Consider the following 26,908-nt stretch of genomic DNA (forward strand, 5'->3'; position numbering starts at 1 on the left):
GCCTCGCGTCCTCCGGGATGCGGGGCCACCTAATTCAAGGGCCGTTGCAATGACCGAATGGCTTGAACGTCATATTCCGAAGATGGTGCTGGCACCGTCCTTCGCCGCGGTGCTGGTGTTTGTCTACGGCTTCATTGCCTGGACCGCCTGGGTGTCGCTGACCCGCTCCCGCCTGCTGCCGAAATACGAGATCGACGGGCTGATCCAGTATGAGCGCCTGTTCAACGCGCCGCGCTGGGATACCGCGATGTCGAACCTGTTTGTGTTCGGCACCCTGTTCATCCTGATCTCGATGGTCCTCGGCCTGATGCTGGCCATCCTGCTGGACCAGAAGATCCGCACCGAAGGCGTCTTGCGCACCATCTACCTGTATCCGATGGCGCTGTCGCTGATCGTGACCGGCACCGCCTGGAAGTGGATCATGAACCCCGGCCTGGGGCTGGAAGCCATGGTGCGGGGCTGGGGGTTCGACAGCTTCACCTTCGACTGGGTGATCAACCCGGACAAGGCGATCTATGCGGTGGTCATCGCCGGTGTCTGGCAGGCGTCCGGCTTTGTGATGGCGCTGTTCCTGGCGGGACTGCGCGGGGTCGATGGCGAGATCATCAACGCCGCGCAGGTCGATGGCATCCCGGCTTGGCGGATCTATACCGCGATCATCATCCCCTCAATGGCGCCGATCTTCCTGTCAGCTTTCATCGTGCTGGCGCATCTGGCGATCAAGAGCTTCGACCTGGTGATTGCCCTCACCGGCGGCGGCCCCGGCTATGCCACCGACCTGCCCGCCACCTACATGTACACGATGGCCTTCTCCCGCGGCGACATCGGCCAGGCAGCCAGCTCTGCCATGGTGATGATGGCTGTGGTGTTCGCAATCATCGTTCCGTATCTCTACTCTGAGCTGAGGGCCAAACATGACTGATGTGACGCTAGCCCCCGCCACCGCAGCAAACAGCCGCAACTGGAGCCACTTCGCCCTGCGCTGGACGCTGTTCACCCTATTGGGCCTGTTTGCCCTGTTCTACCTGATGCCGCTTTTCGTGATGATCACCACCTCGCTCAAAAGCCTGGAGGAAATCCGCACCGGCAGCCTGATCGCCTTCCCGCGCGAGGTCACCTTCGGCGCCTGGCGCACTGCCTGGTCGGAGGCCTGCACCGGTATCCAATGCGAGGGCCTGCGCCCGTTCTTCTGGAACTCCGTGGTAATCGCGGTGCCGGCGGTGGCCATTTCCACCATGCTGGGCGCGGCCAATGGCTATGTCATCGCGCAATGGCGGTTCAAGGGCGCCAACCTGATCTTCTCGCTGATGCTGTTCGGCTGCTTCATCCCGTTTCAGGTGGTGCTGCTGCCGATGGCGCGGATGCTGGGGCTGATGGGGCTGGCGGGCAGCATTCCGGGGCTGATCTTTGTCCACGTGATCTATGGCATCGGCTTCACCACGCTGTTCTTCCGCAACTTCTATGTCACCATCCCGCAGGATCTCGTGAAGGCGGCCAAGGTGGACGGCGCGGGGTTCTTCCGGATCTTCTGGTCGATCTTCCTGCCGCTGTCGCTGCCGATCATCGTCGTGACCGTCATCTGGCAGTTCACCCAGATCTGGAACGACTTCCTGTTCGGCGTCTCCTTCAGCCAGGCGGGCACCCAGCCGGTGACCGTGGCTTTGAACAACATCGTCAACTCGACCACCGGCGTAAAGGAATACAACGTCGACATGGCCGCCGCGATCATCGCCGCGCTGCCGACGCTGCTGGTCTATGCCGTTGCCGGCAAATACTTCATCCGCGGCCTTACCGCTGGCTCTGTGAAAGGGTGAAAGATGGTTTTTGCCTGCAAAAATGAAAGCCGCCAGTGGCGGGTTTCAAATCTTGAACGCGGCGGGCCGCTGCACGCCGCCGGGGAGGAAACACAAAAATGAAACCCATTCTGGACATCACCAACCTGCGCAAGAACTACGGGTCGACAGAGATCCTGAAGGACATCAACGTCAGCATCGAGCCGGGTGACTTCCTGGTGCTGGTCGGCCCTTCCGGCTGCGGCAAATCCACGCTCTTGAACTGCATCGCCGGGCTGGAGCCGATCTCCGGCGGGCAGATCGAAATCGGCGGCCGCGACATGACTCATGTCAGCCCCAAGGACCGCGACATCGCCATGGTGTTCCAGTCCTATGCGCTCTACCCGACGATGACGGTCGCCAAGAACATCACATTTGGCATGAAAGTGCGCGGCGCCGATGCCGCGACGCAAGAACGCAAGCTGAAGGAAGTCGCGGCGCAGCTGCAGATCGAGGCGCTCTTGGACCGCCGCCCCGGACAGCTGTCCGGCGGCCAGCGCCAGCGGGTGGCGATGGGCCGGGCGCTGGTGCGCGATCCCAAGCTGTTCCTGTTCGACGAGCCGCTGTCGAACCTCGACGCCAAGCTGCGGGTCGAGATGCGCACCGAGATCAAGAAACTGCACCACAATCTTGGCGCCACCATGGTCTATGTCACCCACGACCAGATCGAGGCGATGACGCTGGCCACCAAGATCGTGGTGATGAAGGGCGGCGTGGTGCAGCAGATCGGCACCCCCGCCGAGATTTACAACAAGCCCGCCAACCTGTTTGTGGCCGACTTTATGGGCAGCCCGGCGATGAACCTGATCCCGGCCCGTGCCGAGGCCAATGGCCAGGGCACGCGGATCGAGATGGACTGCGGCGGCAGCGCCCCGATCGTGCTGAAGGACAGCCGCGCCACCGGCCTGCCGCAGGATGTGATCCTGGGCGTGCGTCCCGAAGACATCGCCGAGGCGGGCTTCCGCGCCGGCGAAGGCGTGCAGGAGGCCGCCTGCCTCATCGACATGGTGGAACCCGCGGGCGCCGACACCTATGTGGTCTCCAATCTCGGCGGCAAGCAGGTGACCGCGCGGCTGCACGCGGAAACCCGGGCCCAGCCGGGGCAGATGCTGGATCTGGCCTTTGACCTGTCCAAGGTCTCCTATTTCTCGCCTGCAACCGGCGAGCGGCTGAATTGACCGGGTTGCGGCTGGCCGCCGATGCGGGCGGCACCAACACGCGGCTGGGGCTGGCGCGGGACGGCGTGCTGCTGGCAGACACGGTGCAAAGCTTCCGCAACGACGCCCATGGCAGTTTTGCGGAAGTGATGGACATATACCTTCAGGATGCCGCCCCCGGCGGCGTGGCAGAGGTGGCGATTGCCATCGCCGGACCTGTCACCGGTGCCACTGCGCGGCTGACCAACCGGAACTGGCACTTCGACGCTGCAGCGCTGTCGCGGCATCTGAACGGCGCGCGCGCGCATCTGCTCAATGACCTGGCCGCGCTGGGTCAGGCCTGCCCGCATCTGGGCGCAGACTGCCTTGATACGGTGATCCCGCCCGCAGAGGGTTCAGGCGGGGACGGCCAGCGCCTGGTCGTTGGCATCGGAACCGGCTTCAACCTCTCGCCGGTGCTGGACGCCGGCGGCCAGGTCCAATGCCTGAACGTGGAATACGGCCATGTCAGCCTGCCGCTGGACGTGGTCAAGCACCTGCTCCGCCATGTGCCGGAGACAGAAAGGTTTGCCACGGTTGAGCATCTGTTTTCCGGCCGCGGCCATGCGGCGGTGCGGGCGCATTTCCCCGAAGGAGACACCGGCACGCAGGACTTCCAGGCTTTCTATGCCCATCTGCTGGCACTTCTGGCGCGCAACCTGATGCTGGCCTTCCTGCCGGCGCAGGGCCTGTATTTCGCCGGCGCCGTGGCCCGCAGCATCCTTACCTCCCCGGCGCGGGGGCTCTTTGCGGAGCGTTTCCAGCAGCCTTTCGAACTCGACGCCCGCATCGCCGCGCCAGTGCATGTCATCCTCGATGACGCCGCCGCTCTGAAAGGTTGTGCCGCCCTGCGTCTGCCTGGGCCGCACTGCTGGAAGTAGCGGCCATGTTTGGATGCTTGCGGGTTGGTACCAAAGCTACCGCGCCTATTCTGTAAAGAAACGACGAAAGGCGCTACACTGAGAAGCATGATGCCGACCCGACAGGCGACTTTGACAAGCAGGATGAAGTAATCAAACGTCCCATTCAAGGAAGCGCGAAAGCAATTCGGAAAGTATCCTCCCGGGACGCATCCGGCGATTCAAACGGTTCTCGAACTCTTTAACGCAGCGGTTTGGGTGCTTGTGCGACGTTCGCCAAGCGGTTTTGTAGGTCACACTAGGTTAGCACTGAAGCTATTTCCCGCTGACGCCTTGCTTGGACGTTGTGAGCCGGAAGATAGCATAGAGCCAGAGTTTTTGCGGCGGATCCGCATCGGCTGAGCGCCTGAAACTGAAACGGCTGGCTGGAGCCAGCCTTCAGCCTGCCAGCAAGGAAGGTGTTTTGCGTCTATAAACTTACCATAATTTCGCTTACGCGTTTCTTTTGTCCGGGGGCACATCCAGTGGTCAGTCCCGGCTTCTCGTAGATCGGATTCAGGATGAATCCGTCTGGCTCTGATGCCCAGTTTTTGAAGATGCACGGGTTTGTGGCAGAACTCGGCGCAGTGGATTCATGTCGCGCTTACAGCTGATCTCTGGAGGAATGAGAAGCTGGCCTCCACGAACTAGAGGATCACGAACTGGTCTTCTGCAATGCTGCACAGAAGCAGCGAGAATCGCCGAGTCTGGGTCGATGCTGAGATTGTCTGGACGCCGCCACCACGAGCCAATCGCGGCCAGCTCGAACCAGCACGGACCCGCGAACTGGCCGAGCGAATGCGGATGGCGGGGTTGTCGCTGTGACGACGCGCGTAGGTTCTCACCCCAACGATCTCAGTCTCAGCAATGTGAGCCTGTCTCATTTATTCTGAGCCCAGTCGCAAGCAAAATGACCCCAAGCTCAATTATGGTCTCAAATAATAATCGCCAGAAACAGCGATAATTTCGCGCCCAAGCGCGGATAATCTCAATCCGCTACACCTATCAGCCCGTCAGAGCCGTTTGAAGTTTCCGAAATTGCACATCTTGTGCCTGGGCTGACCAAAATGGAACGGTGGAACACCGAAGATATTGAAGCCTGCCTAGGTGTTTGATCCCAAGATTTGAAGGTGTGATCCTTTCGTTGGAATGAAAGAAAGCCTTATGGGGCAAGTTTGTCATGGCAGCGCCACGCACTGTCACCCGGCAGGCGATTTGCGTGGCAAATCTGCCGAGAGGGCACGCACGCCGTCAGAGCTGCAATACAGCGATCGCAAGCTTCGATCGCGGAGCTGAGCCGGGAATTGGGGACCAATCCCAAGACGGTGGCCAAGTGGCGTAAACGCCAAACTGTTGAAGATCTGAAGACCGGGCCCAAAGACCCGCGTTCAACCGTTCTCAGCGAGGAAGAGGAAGCCATGATCGTCGCGTTCCGGCGGCACACATTGCTACCGCTGGACGACTGTCTCTATGCTTTGCAGCCATCGATCCCGCACCTGACGCGGTCTTCTCCGCATCGCTGCCTTCAGCGGCATGGTATCTCTCGACTACCCGATATGGATGGGGACAAGCCCAAACGGAAGAAGTTCAAGAGATACCCGATTGGCTATTTCCACGTCGACATTGCCGAGGTCAGAACAGAAGAAGGCAAACTCCATCTCTTTGTCGCCATTGACCGGACCAGCAAGTTCGCCGTCGCGCAGTTGGTTGAAAGGGCGAACCGCAAGACAGCCTGGGAATTCCTTGAACTCCTTCTGGAAGCCGTGCCTTACAAGATCCGCACGATCTCGACAGACAACGTCCTATGTCGGGAATTTCCGGCTGCTTAGGTCAGCAGGTCATGGAGCATCCGGAGCCCCGGACGCCCTGACAGGTTTGCCCAGACGGGCTCTGCCGTCAAGAAATGATCTCTTCCATAGCAAACACAGGGTACGCGCTCCGGCGGCCCTCACCGTCCTTAATACGAGATCCCAAATCCCAAGCAGAAAGCCCGAACATTATCTACGAGGTCAGCGAACTGCCTCCACGGCCATTACAGAGAGAGGTCCTTCCGCCTGGGCTCACCCCTCGAAGAAGGGGCGATAAGGTTCACCGTGTTTGACCACGGCGTGAACGGTGCGCGCCATCTTGGCAGCAATCGCGGTATAGGCCTTGCGGCGCAGGTGAGCATTGTGCCGGTCCTTCGAAATGTAACGCTCGAACTTGTCGCGGAAGCTGTTTGTCTTCTTCAACGCGGCCGTCTGGCCCGCCATCCAGAGCGTGCGCCGGAGCCGGGCATTGCCATATTTGGAGATCTTGCTTTGTCCGCGGAACATCCCGGATTGCACGGTGGCGAGATCCATGCCGCAGAACTTAAGGAACTGGCGGTGATGCCGGAAGCGGCGCAGATCACCCGCCTCAGCCAGGATGGTCATTGCGTTGATCGGTCCGATGCCGGGGATGGTCGTCAGCAGCTGATAGTCAGGCAGGCCGGACAGGAGTTCGACGGATCTGGCCTCAATCTCATTGCGCTGTCGGATCAGGCTGCGGCCTTCGGCGAGAACGAGGCGGAACATACGCACGGCGTCGGAATCCGGGCCGACAGGAAGCCCGACTGAACCCGCAGCAGTCGTGTAAATGTCTGAAAGCAGGCGTTCTTTGGCAACCTTGCGGCCGACGACTTGCCAGGCATCGGCGATGAATGCCTGCCGGCTCATGGCCGAGATCATGTGAGGGGAGGGGTACTTCTCGAGAAACGCCAGGAACCAATCCGTCCGGGAGCTTCTGTGAAACCGCTCGGCTTCGGGAAAATACAGAGGCAGGTAATGGGTCAGGATGCGATGCCAGAGTTCGGTCTTCGACCGCGAAACGATCTCATGGGTCTTTGACAGTTCCTGAATGTCAGCGGTTCCGGTGGCCAGCGGATCATGGAAGAACTGCACGGCCCCGATCTCCAGCATGTGAAGGATGACCTGGGCGTCCTTCGGATCGTTCTTGTCCCAGCTGTTATGCAGGGCCTCGCGTGTCCGGGCCAAACCCACGGAGGACACGAGCTTCAGTTCGAACCCCGCTTGGCCGAGATAATGCGCCAGTGCCCGGTGATAGTTGCCGGTTGCTTCGAACCCAATACGAACCGGCAGGCCGTAACCGGAAAGAGCCGCCACCAAACGTTGAAAATCGCCCAGGGTGTTGGTGATGGTCATGCGGCGGCGGCGTTTCTTGCCGGGAACGCCAATCAGCACTTCATGGCGGTGTTTGGAAATGTCGATGGCGACCAATAAGGTCGAGACGGTAAAATCAAAAGCGGTCATAGCCGGTCTCCTCAGCGGTGTGGTCTACGCAAAACCACTGTTGAGACCTGAGACCCGGTTATGGCCACCCGCTGCGCGGTTTGAGGGCTGCGCGCGCGGCCATAACCTCTCAGCGGCCAATCTTCCCGACGTGCTACGGCATCCAGTTCGCGGAGCAGCCGAGAAACCGGAATACCATCTATTCCCGTCCGCTGCGGTTCGACATGATCTGCGAGGCCAACGGGATCGAGCACCGTCTCACCAAGCCGAACCACCCATGGACCAACGGCCAAGTCGAGCGCATGAACCGCACCATCAAGGATGCGACCGTCAAGCGGCACCACTACGACAGCCACGATCAACTTCGCAGCCATCTGGGCGACTTCCTTGATGCCTACAACTTCGCGCGTCGGCTGAAGACTCTCAGCGGCCTCACTCCATACGAAAACATCTGCAAAACCTGGACATCAGAGCCGGATCGATTCATCCTAAATCCGATCCACCAGATGCCGGGACTGAACAGCTAGGCCGCTGCCAAGGCCATTCGCAAGCTTGGGTATCCGGCTGCAGTCATGGGCCTTTCCCTCTGCGATACCGTGTTCCTGATCGAGGCAGCCGTCGGCAATGTCTGGTACTGCCTTGACGTGGCGCATATTGCCTTCGCTGGCATGCTGCTGTTGTTGTTCTCTGCCGGTGCCCGGCCAGTCCCTGCCTTTACCCGGAACTGGCAGGCCCAGCAGGACGATGCAGGCCCGCCGGTGCGGAACGCAACGCAGCTGCGCACTCTGCTGATGGGCATGCTGTTTATGGCACTGGCAGTGAAGCCCGCCGGGTTTGCAGCTGCGGCCTCCGCCATATGGGCCGCGGCAGGTACAATGATGCTATGGTTCATACGGGGCTGGAGAACCGGGAAAGCGCTCTTTAATCCGCTGCTGGCAGCGCAGCACCTGGCCTTTGTCTGGCTGGCCTTCGGCACACTGGCTTTCGGTGCCGCCGGGCTTGGCATCATCGCTTATCCGGTTCCTGACACGCTTCACGCCAATACCATCGGCGCCATGACCGGGTTCATAATGGCCATTTCCGTCCGGGCGGGCAGCCATCGACCGGACGGGGAAATGCGTGCAGGCGCCGGGTTCACGGCCGGATGCACGCTGGTGTGGCTTGCCGCCTGCACCCGTCTGGCTCCGCCTCTTCTTCCGGCCTTTTCCCAGAGCCTGACAACAACCGCCGCCGTGCTTTGGTGCGCCGGCTGGCTTGCCTTCATTGCCGCTTTTCTGCCTGCGCTCTCTGGCCCGATCCGGCGGCCTGTCCTCAGCGGTCGCAGTTCCGGGCGGCTGTGACAGTGTTTCAACAATAACAATAGGGGGAACTGAACGAAAGCGCCTCAGAGGCTGGGCGAGGGCTCCGGTTCCTGCCTGTTTCTCCAGGTGCCCACCCTCTGGGTCAGTGATCAAGAACGCCAGAGTCAGCAACAGGAGCCGTCAGCAGAACATAGGAAAGGGCCGCGCTGGCTTGGCCGCGGTCCGACCGGATTTCCTCCAGCACTTGCGGCAGCAGTTCCGCCGCTTTTTTGCCGTCCGGCGCGGTGGCGGCGCGGACCAGGGGCGTGCCGCTTGCCACGGCCAGAACCAGCTGCGGAGCTGCTTTTGCTTCTGGCGCCAGGGCTAGGGCGAATTCCAGGTGCCGGTTTGCGCCGTGGCCTGGGGCCAGCCGGCTGGACAGGTTGTAGACTTTGCCCTGGTCGCTGATCAGAACCACCCAGAGCGATTGGCCAGGCGGCACCCGGATGCCGGCTTGCACCGCTTCGCCGCTGACAGCCTGATCGCCTGAAAGCGTCAGCTGCACGGGATCCGGGTGGCGGCCCTGGAGGGCGCGGGCCATATCCGCCGCCGGGCATTGGTCCGGGGTTATTGTGCGCTGCAGCAGCGCGGGGCGGGTGCCGAAGCGATCCTCGAAAGCTGCGGGCAAGCCGTCAAAGCCGCTGCCATCCGCCGAATGGGTTTCCACCATTCCCGCGCTGGGACCTGCGGCGATCCGGGTGGCAAAGCTGCAGGCTCCGGCGTCGAATGCCGCAAGAAACCCTTCGCGGGTACCTGGGGAAGGCGGCGGAATATCCGGGGCGGCCGGCTGTGCCCCCGGTTGCCCGTCACCGGAGGCCTGAGCAGCAGATCCGGCCTGCAGCAGCCCTGTCCGCCAGGCATGCCAGCCGGCGCTGCCGGCAAGGGCACACAGCAGGAGTGTTCCGAATACGGCGGCCTTGCGTCCGGCCACAGGCTTCTCAGCAAGCGCCGGTTCTGGCGGCACATGCCCAGCCGGGGCAAACGGTGGAGGGCGGCCACGGGATCCGGCAGATGCAGGGACCTGTAAATCCGGGATGGCAGCCTGCAGCGGCAGGGCCATTCCGGCCGCGGATACCTGCAGCCCTGGCACCGGCTGCGGCAGGCGTTCCGGCGGCCGGGCAGACGGCCCCTGCTTTGCATCGAGGCCGTCAAGCAGCTGCAGCACATCCTGCATCGATGCGGGCCGGCTGGCCGGGTCAGGTTCCAGCATCCGTGCAAGCAGCGGCTGGAACACCTCTGGCAGTGCTGACAAATCCGGCACCTCGCGGCGGGCCAGGACCGCTTCGGAGATCGAGCTGCCCATGTCCAGCGGCTTGCCGAGCAGTGCCGCCGCAGTCAGCAGGGCCAGCCCGTAGATGTCGGTTGCCGGGCCGGTGCTGCCGCCGAAGTGGCCCAGCTGCTCCGGGGCAACGTATTTGAACTTGCCGGCAAACTTGCCCGCAGCGGCGCCCTCGGGGATCGTTTGCGCCCTGGCAATGCCAAAGTCGATCAGCCGCGCCTCGCTGACGAGACCATCGGGCAGCATGACGTTGTCCGGCGACAGGTCGCGGTGCACAACACCCTTGCTGTGCGCCTTGGCCAGCCCCTTGGCCAGGCGCTGCAGCAGGACTTTTCCGGTCTCAGCCGGAAGCGGGCCATACTGGCGCAGGCAGTCCGACAAGGGGATGCCGCCGATGAATTCCATCACCAGAAAGTAACGGTCCAGATCACGGTCATGGACGTAATTGTAATACCGGACAATGGCATCATCGGTCAGCAGCCGCAGGGTGCGGGCCTCGCGCCGGAACATGTCGCCAGCCTGCGCGTCGCTGATCAGTTCCGGCCGGATTGCCTTGATCGCCACCGGATCCTCGGTGCCGATTTCAATGCCCTGGTACACCTCGCCCATGCCGCCGGATTTCAGCGCCGCCTGAATGCGGTAGTTGTTGTTGATCACGGTGCCCGGGCTGAGCCCGGAAGCCGCGGCGGCGGTGGCCGGGCGGGCCAGCGGAGCAGGTCCGGCGCTTGCGGCAGCGGGCGGTTCGCCCGCGGGTGCCGTCTGCGGACGCTCCCGGGGAGCAGCGGGCAGATGCGGCATGCTCAGCGCCTGCGCCTCGCTAATGACCTGCGTCCGGTCGTCCGCGCCGCCGGCAGCGGATGCGTCAGCCGGGGGATCCTTGGGGGCTGTCCCGGTCACGCCAAGTCATCCAGGATGTCGCTGGCGGGCCAGCGGCCTGTGCCGCTGGCAGCAGTGCAGCGGACGGCCACAACCGTCACATTGTCCCTGGCACCGCGGTTGCGTGTTTCGCGGATCAGCGCATCACAGGCCTGTTGCGGCGGCATGGATGCAAGGCAGGCCGCGATTTCGTGGTCCTGCATATGTTCGGTCAGCCCGTCCGAGCAAAGACAAAAAACATCGCCTGGCTCAAGCCTGCCGCAGACCTGGTCGCACTGCGGTTCATTGCCGGTGCCGACAGCCCGGGTGATCACGTTCTTGCGGGGCCAGTTCTCGGCCTCTTCCGGCGTTATCGTGCCTGCGATGAGCAGGGCGTTTGCCTCCGTGTGGTCGCGGCTTTGCTGGACCAGCTGGCCGTTGCGCAGAAGGTAGGCGCGGCTGTCCCCCGACCAGATGCAGGTGTAGTGGCAGCCATGCACAAGCAGGGTGACAACGGTGGAGCCGACCGTGCTGCCGCCCAGTTCTTCGCCGCGCGCCCGGATCAGCCGGTTGGCCAGGAGCAGCCGGTCCATCAGCCGGGACGTCAGGTCCTCGCCAGAGGCGGCATGACCGATGGTATCCAGCTGCCGGACAATCGCGGAGCTGGCAAAGTCGCCTGCCTCATGGCCGCCCATTCCGTCAGCCACGGCCCACAGTCCCCAGTCAGGGCGCGCCAGCAGGGCGTCTTCGTTCACATCACGGCGGCACCCTACATCAGTGGCCGACCCGGTTTCAAATTCGGGGCAGAACTCAGCTGTCACCGTCCGCATCCTCTGTGCTGCGCGGGGTGCCGGCCAGCAGCCAGTGAAGGGCCGGCGCCGCGGGCATGCCGCTGCATCCGAGCCAGATGGCGGCCTTGGCACCGCTGGCAGGCGCCCACCAGTAGCTGCGGGTCAGCAGTGCGCGTTCAGCATCGGCGGCGCTGGCCGCCTGAAGCAGCTTCGGCAGATCGCCGTTCGGCTGATGCGCCCACAGCATGCTGCCCCTCTGTGCGGCGGCGTCATCTTCGGCAGGCAGCTGCAGATGAAGGCCGTCCAGCAATGCTGCCCCGCCCTGGCCCGGCTGCATGACCGAGAAATGCGCGGCCAGCGCCTCATAGGCGGACTGGTCCGGATCCTGCAGCGGGGCGGGCACCGCGGCCCCTTGGGCAACCAGAAACAAAGGGTAGCGCCGCCCGGCGCGGTCGCGCGAGCAGCGCAGCACTCCCATCAGGCTGCGTCCCAGCACGGCGCGCCCGATCCAGAACCGCAGATCCTGCGCCTGCTCCCAGAATGCCGGCCAGTCCTGCCCCCGCTGGTCGCGGATCTCCGGCAGGCAGCTGTCGAGCCAGGCTTCCAGCTGCTCCGCCACCCGGGGCGCCACATTGGCACGGAGAAAATCGCCGTATCCGGGATGTTTGCCTAACAGGCCGATGTCCGCTTCCATTCTGCTACTCCAAGGTGACCGGGCAGGAAAAATCTGCCAGTTCCGGCATCAGGAACGGTACTGTGGTGCTGTCGAACTCAATCCGGTAGCTGATCGAGCGGCCGCCGATTTCGTGGCGCACGTCCACCACATTGCCCGTGGCCTTGGCGCGGCCCTGGCGCAGGAAGGTGACAATGTCCCAGCGCCCGTCGGTGAAGCTGAGCGCCGACTGCCGTTGCCGTTTCTGCGGGAACAGCTCCACCGAAACACCGGAGGACTGCCCCGGCCAGGACAGAGCCGCCGGGGTGCTGCCGGGCTGGGTGCGGACGGAGGTGCCGTTGACCGACAGCACCGCCAGCTCCACCGATGGAGAGGAGTCCGCATGCACGATGGACATCCCCACCTCCGGCTCCGGCGCGCCGGAGGCAAAGAAGGCCAGCTGAATGGCCTGAGCATTGCTGAACTGGCGCAGGACCTCGGGCGACAGCCGCTGCCCGGTTGCGCTGCCCGGTGCGGGCCTCAGCCCGTCCGGCGAGCGGACCACATGCGGCTGCAGATAAGAGGTGTAGTACCTGTCCATCCGGCCGCCGGGGCCGAAGAACTGCCCGAACACCGCAGGCGAGACATGCCGGCCGCTGCCAAAGGGGTAGAGCGGCGCGATAAAGTCGCGGCAGAACTGAGTCACCTCATCGTTCAGCGCCCGGTTCAGCTGGGTCATCGCCGCGTCCTGGGCCTCGGCGCGGAATTCGCTTTCAGCCTCATTCAGCAATTGCGCCAGAGGGGTCGGCAAGGCCGTGTTGTTCATGGTCAGCGCCGACAGCGACTGGCTCAGCATCGCTTCGTCCGCCGGGGTCGGTGCAACGGCCGCCTGCCGCCGGTTCTCGCGCAGGTCGCCAAGCGCAGCAAGCACGAGGTCGATCGGGCGCTGGCCCGGCTTGCCGTTCAGCAGGCTGTGCCATTGCGCAAAGTCATCTGAGATGCGTTCCACCTGCCGGCGCTGCAAGTCCTCGCCATGGGCCTGGCCGGCCGCGCCCGCCTGGGTCTGCACCTTGCCGCGTGCCTTGAAGCTGTCCAGTGCCACTTTCTGAAAGACGCCGGATTTGCTGTAGATGCGCTTGAACACCGCATCGCCCATGTTGGCGCCCAGATCGCCGCCGGAGGCCGCGACTGCTGCCGGGTCCAGCGTATCGAGCTGATCATAGAAGCGGGACAGACGGGTTTCCTCCTCGACCGCTTCCACCAGTTCCAGCAGCGGTGAGGCGACCTGAGACGACGCCGCGGCCAGGGCTGCATACTGCGGTGCATCCGCCGACATCCGCGCCAGTCCGATCTGCGCGAACATGGCCTTCCAGGCGGCGCTGAACTCCAGCCGGTAAACCCGGTGCAGCTCTGCCTCAAGCCCTGCGAGCTGGGTTTCATATCCAACCCGCCCGGCTGCCTCGCCCAGAACCCATTGGTCTTCGCGCAGGCGGGTGCGGGCCGTGGTCAGCTCTTCCAGGAAATAGCCCCAGTATCCTTCAAAGGTATAAAGCGCCGGCACGCCAACCGACTGGAGCGGCGTGCCGTCCGTGGTTTCCAGAACCTGGGCCACCTGGCCGGACAGCCGCTCAGCCAGGCCGAAGTCTGGAATGCCGGAAGTTGCCGCGCGTTCCTTGATCAGGGCATAGGCCTGTTCCGCCAGCGGCAGGTTGACGATTGCCTCGCGCGCCTGCCGCACGATTTCCGGGTCGATGCCGATCACCGGTTTACGGTCCCCGTCCAGATCCAGCAGCGCCTCCAGATGCGCCAGCAGCTGCTGACGCTCATCAATCTGGCCCGGCGCGTTGAACTGGCCCCGCCACAGCTGCTCGAAATAGCTGGTGACAGCAGCGTCATTGTCAGCGGCATTGCCCTGCCCCGTCCCGCCCAGCAGCAGGTAAACCTTGAGCGCGCGGTAAACCTCGGCGGTGTCTTCATCGGTAATGAGTTGCGGGATGGCGTTTTCCAGATGCAGCACCAGGCGCGGCCGCAGCATGCGCTCCAGCCCGTCAGAGTAGGCCCGGTGCGTGGCCCCCGACAGCTCTGCATGGCGCGACAGGCCAAGCCCCTGCCAGAACCCCGGCTGCTCCGGATCGCCATACCCCGTTGTCATGTCGCGCAGGTCCTGCAGATGCGGCATCACCAGCGAGGGGTCGGTGCCGTCAATCACGGTGCGCGACAGCTCGTTTCGGGCCGCGTCGAAAAACGCCACCGCGTCATGTTCCGCATTGCGGGTCAGCGTCGCGTTCTGCCAGTAGCTGTAGCCGAAAGCGCCCATTGAACCTGCGGTACCCAGCAGAATGGCGGCAAAGGCCGTGCTGCGCAGAAGCGCCGTGCGGCGCATGGCGGCACGGTCGAAGCCGACCCAGCCGCGCTCCTCGAAGATCACTTTCTTCATCAGGTCGTGCAAGAAATAGGACCTGCCCTTGCCCGACATGAAGGCAGGCTGAAACAGGCCCGCATCGCCGCTGTTGCGGGACATCTCACCCAGCACCTGGTCGACCGGTGTGCCTTCCTGGGTGCCGGAGGTGAAGTAGAAGCCGCGCAGCAGCGCGCTGGTCTTGTAGCGGGTGGGTTCGAACACGACGCGCAGGAATTCGCAAATGTTCCCGCGCAGCATCGCCATCTGCCCCGGCAGACCAAATATCGCGATGCGGCTGGCGCCGTCGGGTTCCTCGTTCATCCGGTCGATCACTTCGTCCGACAGGCGGCTGATCAGCTGGTCAAACTCCGCACCTGCCTGTTTATAGGTTTCCACGCTGCGGTCCTTGGTTTGGAAGGTCACCCCCCAGACGGATTTGCGGCGGCTTTGGCTGAAGCTGGCAAAGTACTCGCGGAAGCCCGAAATCAGGTCTGCCTTGGTGAACAGAACGTAAACCGGGAAATCGATCCTGAGAGTCTCGTGGATTTCTCCCAGCCGCGCCCGCACCGTCGCGGCATGGGCAGCGATCGAGGCGGGGGAGGCAGACATCATGTCCTCGACCGAAAAGGCCAGAATGACGCCATTCACCGGCTGGTCGGGGCGCCCCTTCTTGAGCAGGCCGAGGAAGGCATCCCAGCTGGCCTTGTCTGCCGCAGCATCGCTGTCGTGCATGGTGTAGCGGCCGGCGGTGTCGATCAGCACCGCGTCCTCGGCAAACCAGAAATCGCAGTTGCGGGTGCCGCCGAACCCCTGCGCCTTGTCGGGCAGAATGTCCTGGCCCGGGAATTCGATCCCGGCATTGGACAAGGCTGTGGTCTTGCCCGCCGCGGGTGGTCCGATGATCACATACCAGGGCAGATCATACAGGTAGTTCCTGCCGCCGGCCTTCTTCAGTTTCGCCATCGCCTCCTGCAGGCGTTCGCTCAGAACCGCGGCATCGCCCGCAGGTTCCTGCAGCAGGCTGTCCTCCAGATCCTGCGCGCGTTTGCGCCGGCGCCGCCAGCGCAACCCGTAATACAGCGCCAGCGCAAACAGAATTGCGCCAATCACCGCGGCGCGGAACCAGACCGCGGCAAACAGGGTCAGGCCGGTCATCGGGAACCCGAACCAGATGGCGGCAAACAGGGCAAGGATGCCGGTCACGATCAGCGGAATGCGCATCCAGGGCTTGCGCAGCAGCTGGACTGGCAGGCTGAGAAAGGAAAGGAGCCGGAACATTCTAGTTTTCTCTCGGAATCATGATTTCGACGCGGCGGTTGCGCGCCCTGCCGTCACGGCTGCTGTTGTCGGCGATCGGGTCGACTGCGCCTTTGCCCTCGGCCGAAATCCGGCTGGCATCAGCCAGTGCTTCGCCCAGAACAGTTGCGACAGTTTCCGCCCGGGCCAGTGAAAGCTGCTCATTGGTTTTGTAGCGCCCGCGCCCCGACGGCGGCACGCTGTCGGTATGGCCGACCACCCGCACCGGGCCGGTCTCACCGTCCAAGGCCGCGGCAGCGGCACCGATCAGCATGCTGATGTCGCTGCTCAGATCCGCAGATCCCGAGGTGAAGCGCAGCGCCTGGCCGACACGGATCAGCACCCAGTCATTGGTTTGGTCCAGCTCGATCTGGCCGGTTTCCAGCTCGCCCTCCAGCGCGCCGGTCAACCGCTGCATCTGCGTGCTGGGGGGCGGTTCATACGGGCGGACAACCGGCTGCGTGCGTTCGATGACTATGCCGGGCTGGCCCTGGTGCAGCGCCAGGATACCGTCACGCACTTCGGCGCTTTGCCGGGTGAGCAGGGTCGAAAGCGTTGCAAACAGCGCCATCACCATCACGGCGGACACGCTGAGCGCCACCCACAGCGGCAGTTTGCCCTGATTGCGGCGGGTGCCGAGCGGTACCGCGCTCCAGCGCGGCGAGATATCGTCATCCGGGCGCGGCTGCACCCGGCGCAGGGTTTCGTAGATGGCTGTGCGGATGCGGGCGCTTTCCACCGTGCCGTTGGGCATGGTGCGGTACTGGCCTTCAAAACCCAGCGACAGGCAGGTCAGCATCAGCTCCAGCAGGTGAAAGCGCTGGCCGGGCGCCCGCATCGCCTCGTCCACTTTCTGAAAGAAACCCACCCCGGAGGAGCGGTCGCCAAAGAACCGCGCCGCCATGGAATATTCCTGCCACATGCCGCGGTCGGTGCCAGGCAGGTTCTGGACGATGTCGTCCGCTGTGGCGGACAGCGCGTATTTGGCATCGAGAACGTCCTGCGGCGCAGCATTTGCAGCATGCGCCTTTTTCTCGAAAGCGTCGATTTCCCGGACCACATGGTCGATCAGCGGTGCAGCCTGCATGTCCACCAGCCCGGTGCGCAGCCGGCCAAGCAGCACCAGAAGGTCTGCCGCTGCCGCAATCAGCGGATTGGAGGACTGCGCAGCGCCGCTGCCCTGTGCCTTCAGTGCATCAGCCAGGGCGATCCGCGGTTGCGCCTGTGGCCGGGCCGCCTGGCCCGGCTGCACGATATCGGGGAAAATCCCGGCACCGGCCGGCTGCTGGCCTGTTGCGGGCCGGTAATGCGGCTGCATTTGCGGCGGAGCAGGCTGCGGCGGCAGCGCTCCGCCAAGCCAGGTGTCATCTGCCGGGTACTGCACCGGAGCAATACGGCCCGGCCCGCCGCCGGCAGGCGGCAGCGGCTGCCCGAACACCGTATTTCCTGCTGGCGCAGCAGCTGGCGGGCGCGCATGCGCCGGGCCAGGCACCGGCGGGATCGGCTGTCCGAAAACGGTCTTGTCGTCATCCTCCGCCATCAGCCGCCCTCCGGCACCGCCCAAAGCTCAAGCTTCAGGTCCGGCCAGTTGCCCGCAAAGTGCAGCCCCACCGCCGGGGCGGTCGAGAACTCCCGCCACAGGTCCGAGGACTTGTCGAGCAGGAAATAGACATTGGTCGACACCACCCGGATTTGCCGCGGCGGGTTGGGCAGATGCACCAGGCCGATGCCGGGCAGGTTGTTGCTGACAATCTGCTTCATGCTGGTGGAGGGCCCGGCCTTGCACAGCTGCGGGAACTGCTGCTGCACCTGGGTCAGCGGCAGGCTGGAGGACACCTCGATGACAAAGGTCGCCTGGGCAAACAGGTTCCGGTCATTGACCAGCGCCGCGTAGGAATTGGCACGGACCTCGTTCAGCGGCAGGCGCACCGCCCGGCCGACGTCCCGGGCCAGCAGCTGCTGGATGTCCTGCACCAGGGCGGTGAAGCTGTCCTTGCTGTCCTGGTGGCTGTAACGTTCGTAAGTGCGGGTCCGGCGCGCACCCTGGTCAAAGGTTGACAGCTCGCCTGCCAGCGCCAGCAGTTTTTCATAGAGCCTCTCGGGATGCAGATTGGCGAGCCCCTGCATGTGCTGCAGAACCGGCAGCTCGCGGTTCAGCACCATCAGCATGAGGTAATCCGTGGCCTGCATCCCCCCGCCCGAGGACGGGTCAGAGGCATAGCGCGCCAAAGTTTCCAGCTTGGCCTCGATCCAGCCGATGACGCGGCTCAGATAGCCTTCATAGGCGGGATGCACCCGCATCACCAGCGCAACCGGCGGCACGCTGTCGTCGAGGGTCACGATGCCGTCGCGCATGTCGATTATGCGCGCCAGCCGGATGTTCTGGTATCCGGGGCGCGGGGTCTTGCGCAGCACCAGTTCCAGCCGCGGCTGGGCGATTTCAACGATATGCTCAGAGCGGCCGGCCGACGCGTTGTTGACCACGGTTTCGGCATTCAGGACGAAACGTGTCGCCGCATTTGCCGCCGCGGGCGACACATCCTGCCCGCTGACGCTGGCATCCGGCAAGGTCAGCCAGACATCCAGCCCCTGGGCCTCATCCTCCGGCACCTCCACGGGCACCGGCAGCGGCGCCGATCCCGGCGCGTCAAAGGCCATGCCGTCCGGCATAATGCCTGCCACCGCCCGCAGGCCGATCTTGCCTTGCTGCGCCAGATCCCGGTCGAACCGCAGCTCGCTCACCCCCCAGGGGTAGGGGGTGATGTTCGCAGTGCGTTCACGCAGCTGGTATTCCTGGTAGCGGTCGGCCTGCTGCAGATGGTGCGGTTGAAGGAACAGGCCTTCTTTCCAAGCCACTTTGCTGAAATTCGACATGTGTATTCAATCGCTTCCATATCAAACGGGCCGCTGGCCCCCGGTAAGAATGACGCAACTTTTAAGGCTTGCGGACGGATCGTCAACACGGCCCGGTAGTGCGCCCTAGAACTGCAGGCGGATCTGCGCGGTCACCCCCCAGCTGTCGAGCCTGTCACTGAATCTGGTGTCGGCGCGAAACGATGCGTCCAGCTGACGTCCCGGCAGCGCGCTGCCGGGCTGCAAAATCTTGGTGTAGTTCAGGCCAAGGCTAAGTTCGCCATAGGTGCCAAGATTGCTGCTCGTGCTGCTCAGCGCGGTTCCGGCACGTTCGCCAGTGTCCGGGTCATAGAGGAAAAACTGCGACTCCACGTCGGATCCGAAGTCGTGGTAAACCGTTGCCGTGGCGAAATAGTTGAGCGCGGACGTGCCGGACAGGCCGATCCTGCTCTTGGACAGGGTCAGGCCCGCAAAGCCCACCCGGCTCTCGATGTCCTCAATCTCCAGCTCGCCATTGTCAAAATACAGCGTATCGGTCTCGATATTGGACAACGAGAACCCCAGCGAGGGCACGATGCGCAGGTCCTTGGCTTCGTTCAAGGGAATCGAAAGCCCCGCTGAGGCGCCGATGGTCAGGCCGCGGCTGTCGTAGGACTGATCCTGAACACCAAAGCTCAGATCCTCTGCGGTAAGGGCCGCGTCCCCGGACAGTGTCCGCACCGTGTCCAAAGCTGCCGCATTCACCGTGTTTTCAAGATCGAACGCGGTTTTGTCCGCCCTGATCTGCACATCTGCAAACAGTACCCGGCCGCTGTCGCCCAAACTGCGGGAAGCCGCCATATAAGCGCTGCCGTACCGCTGGGAGAAACTGCTGCGGTTGGTGCTGGTGCGCACATTCGGGTTCAGCAGCCCGGTATTGGCATCGAAATAGTAGACCGGCTGCGTCGTGGTACCGCCGTTATAGCCCGCGATGCCGCCAAAGCTCAGATCCCATCCGTTGAAATAGCCGTTGAAACAGGAGTAGTCCGCGCCGATCTGAAATCCGTAGTAGTCCGCCGACAGCTCGCTGCTGTAACTGCCAAGCACGGTTTGCGATGTCCCGGTGGCGGTTGCCTGACCGCCTGTGGCGCGGCTCCAGGTACCCAGCCCGCACACATCGTCGCCCGGGACGGCCAGGCCTGTCACAAAGGGGCTTGTCGGGCGGTTGACCACACTGCCCATCAGCGATTGCGTCAGCGCAAGCCCGGTTGCAAGCCCGCCGACCGCAGGGTTGGCCGCGCCTTGCAGCTGATAGGCGCCTGCACTGCTGTTGTTGACCAGGGCATAGACCGCTGCCCCGGTATTGGGCAAACCGCTGACCGTGACGCCTTGCAGCGCGCCGCTGCCGTATCTCACAACATCGACACTGCCGGTCAAACGGTTGGTCAGATCTTCCGTGTTACTGAAATTGAAGGTGGCCTGGCCGGACAGGTTGCCGGTCACTTCGACAACATCGCTTTGAATCACGCCGTCTGCGAAGACCGCATCCATTTCGATCGTGCCGTTCAGCACGGCATCACCCGAGACTCTGAAGACATCGTCCCCCGCCCCGTCAGCCAGGTCGATGACCGCCCCTGTTTGATGGGTCAGCTGGCCCGCGCCAGTCACGGTGCCATCTGCGACAATTGTCCCGCTGTTCACCACCGCCGCATGGACCGTGGCGCCGTCCGACAGGCCGAGCGAAGAGGTGTTGGTCAATGTGCCGGAGGCCAGTACACCGCTGCCGGACACCTGCAGCGAAGCGCCGCTGACATTCATTCTGGCATTTGTGGTGGCAGCCTGCGCCGTGCTGCCGCCGCTGATTTCGAGCGCCCCAAAGGACAAACTGCCCTCGATGACCATGCGCCCGCTGCTGGACAGTGTTCCCGTGACCTCCGACGTGCCATCCACGGTCAGGGTTCCGCTGTTGCTCAAGGACCCCGACACATCGCCTGCCAGCGTCGCGGTACCGTTATTGGTGACATCACCGGTGACGGTTCCGTCCAGATCCAGGGTTGCGCCGGACCTGTTGATGACATCTCCGGTCAAAGTGCCGTCTGCCGCGATTTCGGCTGTACCGGCATTTTCCAGTCCCATTTCCAGCCGGGCATTGCTGCCAACAGTCAAGCTGCCGGTTTCAGAGTTCTCAAAAACCGTTCCCCCTGAGCCGGTGAGCGTGGCGCCGGAAATCTCTGTCCGGCCGCTGTTTGACACTGTCCCGCCACTCTCCACGGTGGTGCTTCCGCCCGTAAAGGCCAGCGTGCCATTGCCGGAATTGGAGAAGCTCTCCACGCCTGTCAGGTCGCCTGAGACAGTGACCACTGCACTGTCCTGAACGGTCAGGCTGCCGTCCAGCGTGCCAGACAGATCAACCGCAGCGCTGCCGCTGTTCCTCAGGTCTCCAGCAATCACCCCTGTGGAAACCAAGGTGCCGGAATTGGAGATGCCGCCATTGATGGTGCTGTTGTTCGTCAGCGTGCCGCCGGAAATGTCCACGCTGCCCCCGATGGTGCCGTCATTGATCACGGTGCCGCCCGAGACTGCCGCGGTGCCGAGGACCGTGCCGCTGTTGGTGAAGCTGCCGCCGGTCTGGTCCAGCGTGCCCACGGTGCCTGCGTTCGCGGCGGTGCCTGCATTGCTCAGTGCTGTCACTGCGGCGCCGCTGGCGATGGTCAGACCGCCGCTTGCGCTGTTTTCCAGGTCTGCCACGGTGCCGCCGCTGACCATGGCGGTGCCGCTGTTGGCCAGCTCTGCAACGCTGCCGCCGGTGACGCTCACCGTGCCGCCGTTGTCCACCGTCCCGGTACTGCCGCTGGTGGTCAGATCCGCACCCGCCGCAACCGCCACCTCGCCGCTCAGCGTGCCGGAGCTGTCCAGTGAACCGCCCGAGACAGTCACCGCCCCGTCCATCGACCCGCTGTTGGTCACACTGCCGCCCGAGACCGACGCCGCACCGCTGACCGTGCCGGTGTTGGTGAAGCTGCCGCCGGTCTGGTCCAGCGTGCCCACGGTGCCTGCGTTCGACACCGTGCCAGCGGTGCTCAGCGCTGTCACAGTGCCGCCGCTGCCCACCGTCAGGATACCAAAGGCGGAATTCTCCAGGCCGCCGACCGTCCCGCCGGTGACCGAAGCCGTATTGGTGTTGGTCAGGTTTGAAACTGTACCGCCAGTGACATCCACAACACCTGAATTTTGAACCTGCCCGGCGGTACCGCTGGTAGTCAGCGACGCAGCCCCGCCGATTAGAACACTGCCGGACATGACACCAGTATTGGTCAGGGTGCCTCCCGACGATGTGAGCGGACCGCTGATGGTGCCCGAGTTGTCCAGAGTTCCGCCTGTTGCGATGACTGTACCGGTTACCGTGCCACTGTTGCTGATGCTCCCGCCAGACTGAGTCAGCGTATCAACCGTGCCGCTATTCGTAATGCCTCCCCCGGATTGGGTCAGCGTGCCGATAGTGCCTGCATTACTTACAGTGCTGGTTCCAGAGTTGTTAACCTCCGTCACGGCAGCACCGCTTGCCACCGTGAGGCTGCTGCTGCCGGTATTGCTGATTTCTGCTGCAGTCCCGCCTGTCACTGCCACGGAGCCGTTGTTCTGAACTACACCGGCTGTCCCGCTTGTGGTGAGCACAGCAGTTGCCGAAACACTGACCTGGCCAGAAAGCGTCCCGCTGTTATCCATTGAGCTGTTGGACAAGGCCACCGCGCCGCTGACCGTGCCGGTGTTGGTGAAGCTGCCGCCGGTCTGGTCCAGCGTGCCCACAGTGCCTGCGTTCGCGGCGACGCCTGCGTTGCTCAGTGCTGTCACCGAACCGCCGCTGGCGATGGTCAGACCGCCGCTTGCGCTGTTCTCCAGGTCGGCCACCGTGCCGCCGCTGACCGTGGCAGTGCCGCTGTTGGCCAGCTCCGCAACGCTGCCGCCGGTGACGCTCACCGTGCCGCCGTTGTCCACCGTCCCGGCAATGCCGCTGGTGGTCAGATCCGCGCCCGCCGCAACCGTCACATCGCCGCTCAGCGTGCCGGTGCTGTCCAGCGAACCGCCCGACAGGGTCACCGCCCCGTCCATCGTGCCGCTGTTGGTCACGCTGCCGCCCGAGACCGACGCCGCGCCGCTGACCGTGCCGGTGTTGGTGAAGCTGCCGCCGGTCTGGTCCAGCGTGCCCACGGTGCCCGCGTTCGCGGCGATGCCTGCGTTGCTCAGCGCTGTCACCGAACCGCCGCTGGCGATGGTCAGACCGCCGCTTGCGCTGTTTTCCAGGTCGGCCACCGCCCCGCCGCTGACCGTGGCAGTGCCGCTGTTGGCCAGCTCCGCAACGCTGCCGCCGGTGACACTCACCGTGCCGCCGTTGTCCACCGTCCCGGCAATGCCGCTGGTGGTCAGATCCGCGCCCGCCGCAACCGTCACATCGCCGCTCAGCGTGCCGGAACTGCTTGCCGTTCCCGCCAGAACAGAGGTTGTGCCGCTTACGATGCCTGCATTGGTGAAGCTGCCCGAGGTCTCCACATTGTCGGAAATCGTGCCGCTGGCGGTGTTCTCCAGCACCCCGTCCGCGGCATTGCTGAGCGTGCCGTGGCTGGTGCTGATGGTGCCTGCGTTGGTGATTTCCCCGTAGGCGCCGTTGTCCAGCTGCGCCACCGACAGGGTCGCGCCATCCCCCACCGTGAGGGTGGCGGCCGCCCCCGCCGTGCCGCTGTTGGTCAGCACCGTGCCGCTGCCCTCCAGCTGGTCGCCCGCGCCGATGCTGAGGCTGCCGCCCGCGGTATTGGTGAAGCTGTCGCCGCTGCCGTCGCCCAGGGTCAGCGTGTCGCTGCCGCCGTCCTGGGTCGAGATCGCGCCGGCGTTGGTCAGCCCCTCGCCGCTGTTGTCGCTGTCGGCGTTCAGCACCCCGGAGCCGGTGAAAGTGATGCTGCCGCTGGCGGTGTTGCTGATCGCGCCGGCGTCTTCCACGGTGCCGCCATCACCAACGGTGATGCTGCCGCTGTTGGTCAGCGTGTTGCCGGTGCCCGTAAGCGACGCCCCCGCCCCCAGGGTCAAAGCCGCCCCGCTGGCGTTGCTGATCGTCTCCGCCTCCAGCGACCCCCCGTCACCGACGGATACAACCCCGCTGTTGCTCAACGCGCCGACATTCTCCAGCGCCACACCATTTGCCACCTGCAGGCTGCCGCCATTGACCGATACAGAATGGCCGCCAGCATTCACATTGCCGGAGATCTGCGCAACTGATCCGCTCTCCGCACGCAAATCGCCGGTCAGATCGGTATTGAGGGAAAGATCGCCATGGTTGGTCACATTCCCTGTCAGAGTCACACCGTCTGTCACCACTGAACTGCTGCTCAGCACGATCTCATCCGCAGAGATTTGCAGGTCCGCTGTGCTGCCATCCAGCGTGCCGGTATTGGTGAAGCTATTGCCGCCCGCAACACTCAAGGTCACGGTATCGCTGCCGCTGGAGACGATCGTTCCATCGTTCACGACATTTCCGTTCACGATGGTGTCCGCAGCGATTTCGAAGGTTGCGCTGTTGCCGCTTTCGACCGTCACATCGCCGCCAAAACCGCCGCCATCGGCAACCAGTGTCCCCCCCGAGACAGTCACCGCCCCGTCCATCGTGCCGCTGTTGGTCACACTGCCGCCCGAGATTGACGCCGCGCCGCTGACCGTGCCGGTGTTGGTGAAGCTGCCGCCGGTCAGGTCCAGCGTGCCCACGGTGCCTGCGTTCGCGGCGATGCCTGCGTTGCTCAGTGCTGTCACCGAACCGCCGCTGGCGATGGTCAGACCGCCGCTTGCGCTGTTCTCCAGGTCGGCCACCGTGCCGCCGCTGACCGTGGCAGTGCCGCTGTTGGCCAGCTCCGCAACGCTGCCGCCGGTGACGCTCACCGTGCCGCCGTTGTCCACCGTCCCGGCAATGCCGCTGGTGGTCAGATCCGCGCCCGCCGCAACCGTCACATCGCCGCTCAGCGTGCCGGTGCTGTCCAGCGAACCGCCCGACAGGGTCACCGCCCCGTCCATCGTGCCGCTGTTGGTCACGCTGCCGCCCGAGACCGACGCCGCGCCGCTGACCGTGCCGGTGTTGGTGAAGCTGCCGCCGCTCTGGTCCAGCGTGCCCACAGTGCCTGCGTTCGCGGCGACGCCTGCGTTGCTCAGCGCTGTCACCGAACCGCCGCTGGCGATGGTCAGACCGCCGCTTGCGCTGTTTTCCAGGTCGGCCACCGCCCCGCCGCTCACCACGGCGGTGCTGCTGTTGGCCAGCTCCGCAACGCTGCCGCCGGTGACGCTCACCGTGCCGCCGTTGTCCACCGTCCCGGCAATGCCGCTGGTGGTCAGATCCGCGCCCGCCGCAACCGTCACATCGCCGCTCAGCGTGCCGGTGCTGCTGGCTGTCCCCGCCAGAACAGAGGTTGTGCCGCTTACGATGCCTGCATTGGTGAAGCTGCCCGAGGTCTCCACATTGTCGGAAATCGTGCCGCTGGCGGTGTTCTCCAGCACCCCGTCCGCGGCATTGCTGAGCGTGCCGTGGCTGGTGCTGATGGTGCCTGCGTTGGTGATTTCCCCGTAGGCGCCGTTGTCCAGCTGCGCCACCGACAGGGTCGCGCCATCCCCCACCGTGAGGGTGGCGGCCGCCCCCGCCGTGCCGCTGTTGGTCAGCACCGTGCCGCTGCCCTCCAGCTGGTCGCCCGCGCCGATGCTGAGGCTGCCGCCCGCGGTATTGGTGAAGCTGTCGCCGCTGCCGTCGCCCAGGGTCAGCGTGTCGCTGCCGCCGTCCTGGGTCGAGATCGCGCCGGCGTTGGTCAGCCCCTCGCCGCTGTTGTCGCTGTCGGCGTTCAGCACCCCGGAGCCGGTGAAAGTGATGCTGCCGCTGGCGGTGTTGCTGATCGCGCCGGCGTCTTCCACGGTGCCGCCATCACCAACGGTGATGCTGCCGCTGTTGGTCAGCGTGTTGCCGGTGCCCGTAAGCGACGCCCCCGCCCCCAGGGTCAAAGCCGCCCCGCTGGCGTTGCTGATCGTCTCCGCCTCCAGCGACCCCCCGTCCCCGACGGAAACAACCCCGCTGTTGCTCAACGCGCCGGTGCCGCCGGCGGAACTGGACACCGTCACCGCGGAACCGGCTTCCAGAACCAAACCGCCGCTTGCGGACGCATTGGTCAGCCCGCCGACAGTGGACCCGTCTGTGCTGTCAAACGTCACCAGCGCATCCGGTGAGACCGATACGGACTGCGAGGCCAGGCTGCCGGTGACTGTCAGGCTGCCGGACTGAACCTCCGTTGCGCCGGTATAGGAGTTTTCCGCCGCGAGAGTGACATCCCCGCCCGCAACGGTCAGCCCGCCAGTGCCGGAGATTCCGCCATCAACCGAGGAGGTTCCGGCGGTCAGCGTCAGGCTGCCGGGGCTGAGCGCCACCGTGCCTGCCCCATTCAGGCGGGCGATGCTCTCATCACCGCCTAGTGAAACAGCGCCCTCGTTGCTAAGTTCAGTTCCCGCCGCCAGCGCGCCGCCACCGGTGGCGAGGGTTGCTCCGGACGCCACGCTCACAGTTTCCGATGCCAGACTGCCGGTCACAGTCAGGCTGCCGGATTGCACCGCGGTGCTGCCGGTGTAGGTATTGCTGCCCGAAAGTGTGACATCCCCGTCGCCAACGGCGTCCACCGACAGGACCCCGCTGCCGTCCTCAATAACGCCTGAGAAATCCGCTTCGGTGCCGCTTGCCGCGTTGATGGAGAGAGCCGCCGTGCCGGTGCTGGTAATGTCTGCCGCCGCGGAGAAATCCGTATCCAGTGTCAGTTCCGCGCTGCCGTCCAGTTGCAGCACCATATCGTCAGCCAGCACATCGCCGGCAAAACTGCCGCTGTACGACAAGCCGGCATCGGGTCCGTCCAGCACCAGGGTGCCGCCGGACAGCTGGGCCTCGGACTGGATGTCTACGGTATTGGCCGTGTAGCTGGTGATGGAACCGTCGCTGTTCCGGAGCAAGATGGTTTCCGGACCGCTGCCGCCGGAGATTTCAGCCGCCGCAGCGCTGGAATCGGGCACTGTCCCTGCGTCCCAGTTGCCGGCTTCCCCCCAATTTGCGGTTCCATTGCCATTGGTCCAGGACTGCGACGCCACTGGGCAAGCCATCATCCCTGCATAGATTGCAGTGGTTCCAAGCAGGAGAATGCGCATGTTTGAATACCGTTTTAGGATAAAGTTTCAATCAAAAGTAGCAAGCGGAAAGCTTCAGCAA

At 64.2% G+C, this 26,908-nt stretch carries 12 protein-coding genes and 3 pseudogenes; 7 read left to right on the forward strand and 8 right to left on the reverse strand.

All coding sequences use genetic code 11. The annotated features are described in order from the left end of the window. Positions 1 to 49: 49 nt before the first annotated feature. The 5 genes and pseudogenes from K3725_RS21165 to K3725_RS21185 all read left to right on the forward strand — a co-directional run. Positions 50 to 922 carry a carbohydrate ABC transporter permease gene (locus K3725_RS21165; protein WP_260019008.1) on the forward strand — a complete coding sequence of 291 codons (873 nt, stop codon included), beginning with the start codon at positions 50 to 52 and terminating at the stop codon, positions 920 to 922. Then, complete coding sequence (locus K3725_RS21170) at positions 915 to 1,814, forward strand: carbohydrate ABC transporter permease (RefSeq protein ID WP_260019009.1); 900 nt, start codon at positions 915 to 917, stop codon at positions 1,812 to 1,814. Before K3725_RS21165 ends, K3725_RS21170 begins: the two co-directional genes overlap by 8 nt. 98 nt (positions 1,815 to 1,912) lie before the next feature. Then, positions 1,913 to 3,010, forward strand: coding sequence for an ABC transporter ATP-binding protein (locus tag K3725_RS21175; protein ID WP_260019010.1), 1,098 nt, complete (start codon positions 1,913 to 1,915; stop codon positions 3,008 to 3,010). Continuing rightward, entirely contained in the window at positions 3,007 to 3,909 is a 903-nt protein-coding gene (locus K3725_RS21180; RefSeq protein WP_260019011.1) for a glucokinase, read from the forward strand. Before K3725_RS21175 ends, K3725_RS21180 begins: the two co-directional genes overlap by 4 nt. A gap of 1,244 nt (positions 3,910 to 5,153) precedes the next feature. Continuing rightward, positions 5,154 to 5,726: pseudogene (locus tag K3725_RS21185) on the forward strand (IS481 family transposase); the annotation flags it as partial. A gap of 202 nt (positions 5,727 to 5,928) precedes the next feature. Here the strand turns inward: K3725_RS21185 and K3725_RS21190 are convergent. Continuing rightward, positions 5,929 to 7,217, reverse strand: a pseudogene (locus tag K3725_RS21190) (IS110 family transposase). Positions 7,218 to 7,414: 197 nt separating this feature from the next. Between K3725_RS21190 and K3725_RS21195 the strand changes: the two are divergent. Together K3725_RS21195 and K3725_RS21200 are read left to right on the forward strand one after the other, a co-directional pair. Then, positions 7,415 to 7,723 (forward strand): annotated as a pseudogene (locus tag K3725_RS21195) (integrase core domain-containing protein); the annotation flags it as partial. A gap of 15 nt (positions 7,724 to 7,738) precedes the next feature. Continuing rightward, positions 7,739 to 8,536 (forward strand): NnrS family protein, encoded by a 798-nt coding sequence (locus K3725_RS21200; RefSeq protein WP_260019056.1) that lies wholly within the window; start codon positions 7,739 to 7,741, stop codon positions 8,534 to 8,536. Between the two features lie 103 nt (positions 8,537 to 8,639). Here the strand turns inward: K3725_RS21200 and K3725_RS21205 are convergent, their stop codons facing one another. The 7 genes from K3725_RS21205 to K3725_RS21235 form a co-directional block, all read right to left on the reverse strand. After that, positions 8,640 to 10,712 (reverse strand): serine/threonine protein kinase, encoded by a 2,073-nt coding sequence (locus K3725_RS21205; RefSeq protein ID WP_260019013.1) that lies wholly within the window; start codon positions 10,710 to 10,712, stop codon positions 8,640 to 8,642. Beyond that, positions 10,709 to 11,500, reverse strand: a complete 792-nt coding sequence (locus K3725_RS21210; protein ID WP_409201608.1) for a PP2C family protein-serine/threonine phosphatase — start codon at positions 11,498 to 11,500, stop codon at positions 10,709 to 10,711. The genes K3725_RS21205 and K3725_RS21210 overlap by 4 nt, the downstream gene beginning before the upstream one ends. Continuing rightward, positions 11,481 to 12,155, reverse strand: coding sequence for a type VI secretion system-associated protein TagF (tagF, locus tag K3725_RS21215; protein ID WP_260019015.1), 675 nt, complete (start codon positions 12,153 to 12,155; stop codon positions 11,481 to 11,483). Before tagF ends, K3725_RS21210 begins: the two co-directional genes overlap by 20 nt. Before the next feature lie 4 nt (positions 12,156 to 12,159). Further along, positions 12,160 to 15,792 carry a type VI secretion system membrane subunit TssM gene (gene tssM / locus K3725_RS21220; RefSeq protein ID WP_260019016.1) on the reverse strand — a complete coding sequence of 1,211 codons (3,633 nt, stop codon included), beginning with the start codon at positions 15,790 to 15,792 and terminating at the stop codon, positions 12,160 to 12,162. Position 15,793: 1 nt separating this feature from the next. Next, the gene (icmH, locus tag K3725_RS21225) at positions 15,794 to 17,350 is read right to left on the reverse strand and encodes a type IVB secretion system protein IcmH/DotU (protein WP_260019017.1); all 1,557 of its coding nucleotides are present in this window, start codon (positions 17,348 to 17,350) and stop codon (positions 15,794 to 15,796) included. After that, positions 17,350 to 18,684: a type VI secretion system baseplate subunit TssK gene (tssK, locus tag K3725_RS21230; RefSeq protein ID WP_260019018.1), complete on the reverse strand. Its 1,335-nt coding sequence runs from the start codon at positions 18,682 to 18,684 to the stop codon at positions 17,350 to 17,352. Before tssK ends, icmH begins: the two co-directional genes overlap by 1 nt. A gap of 105 nt (positions 18,685 to 18,789) precedes the next feature. After that, positions 18,790 to 26,847, reverse strand: a complete 8,058-nt coding sequence (locus tag K3725_RS21235) for a hypothetical protein (protein WP_260019019.1) — start codon at positions 26,845 to 26,847, stop codon at positions 18,790 to 18,792. Positions 26,848 to 26,908 lie beyond the last annotated feature (61 nt).

The organism is Leisingera sp. S132 (genome assembly GCF_025144465.1).
Lineage (GTDB): Bacteria > Pseudomonadota > Alphaproteobacteria > Rhodobacterales > Rhodobacteraceae > Leisingera.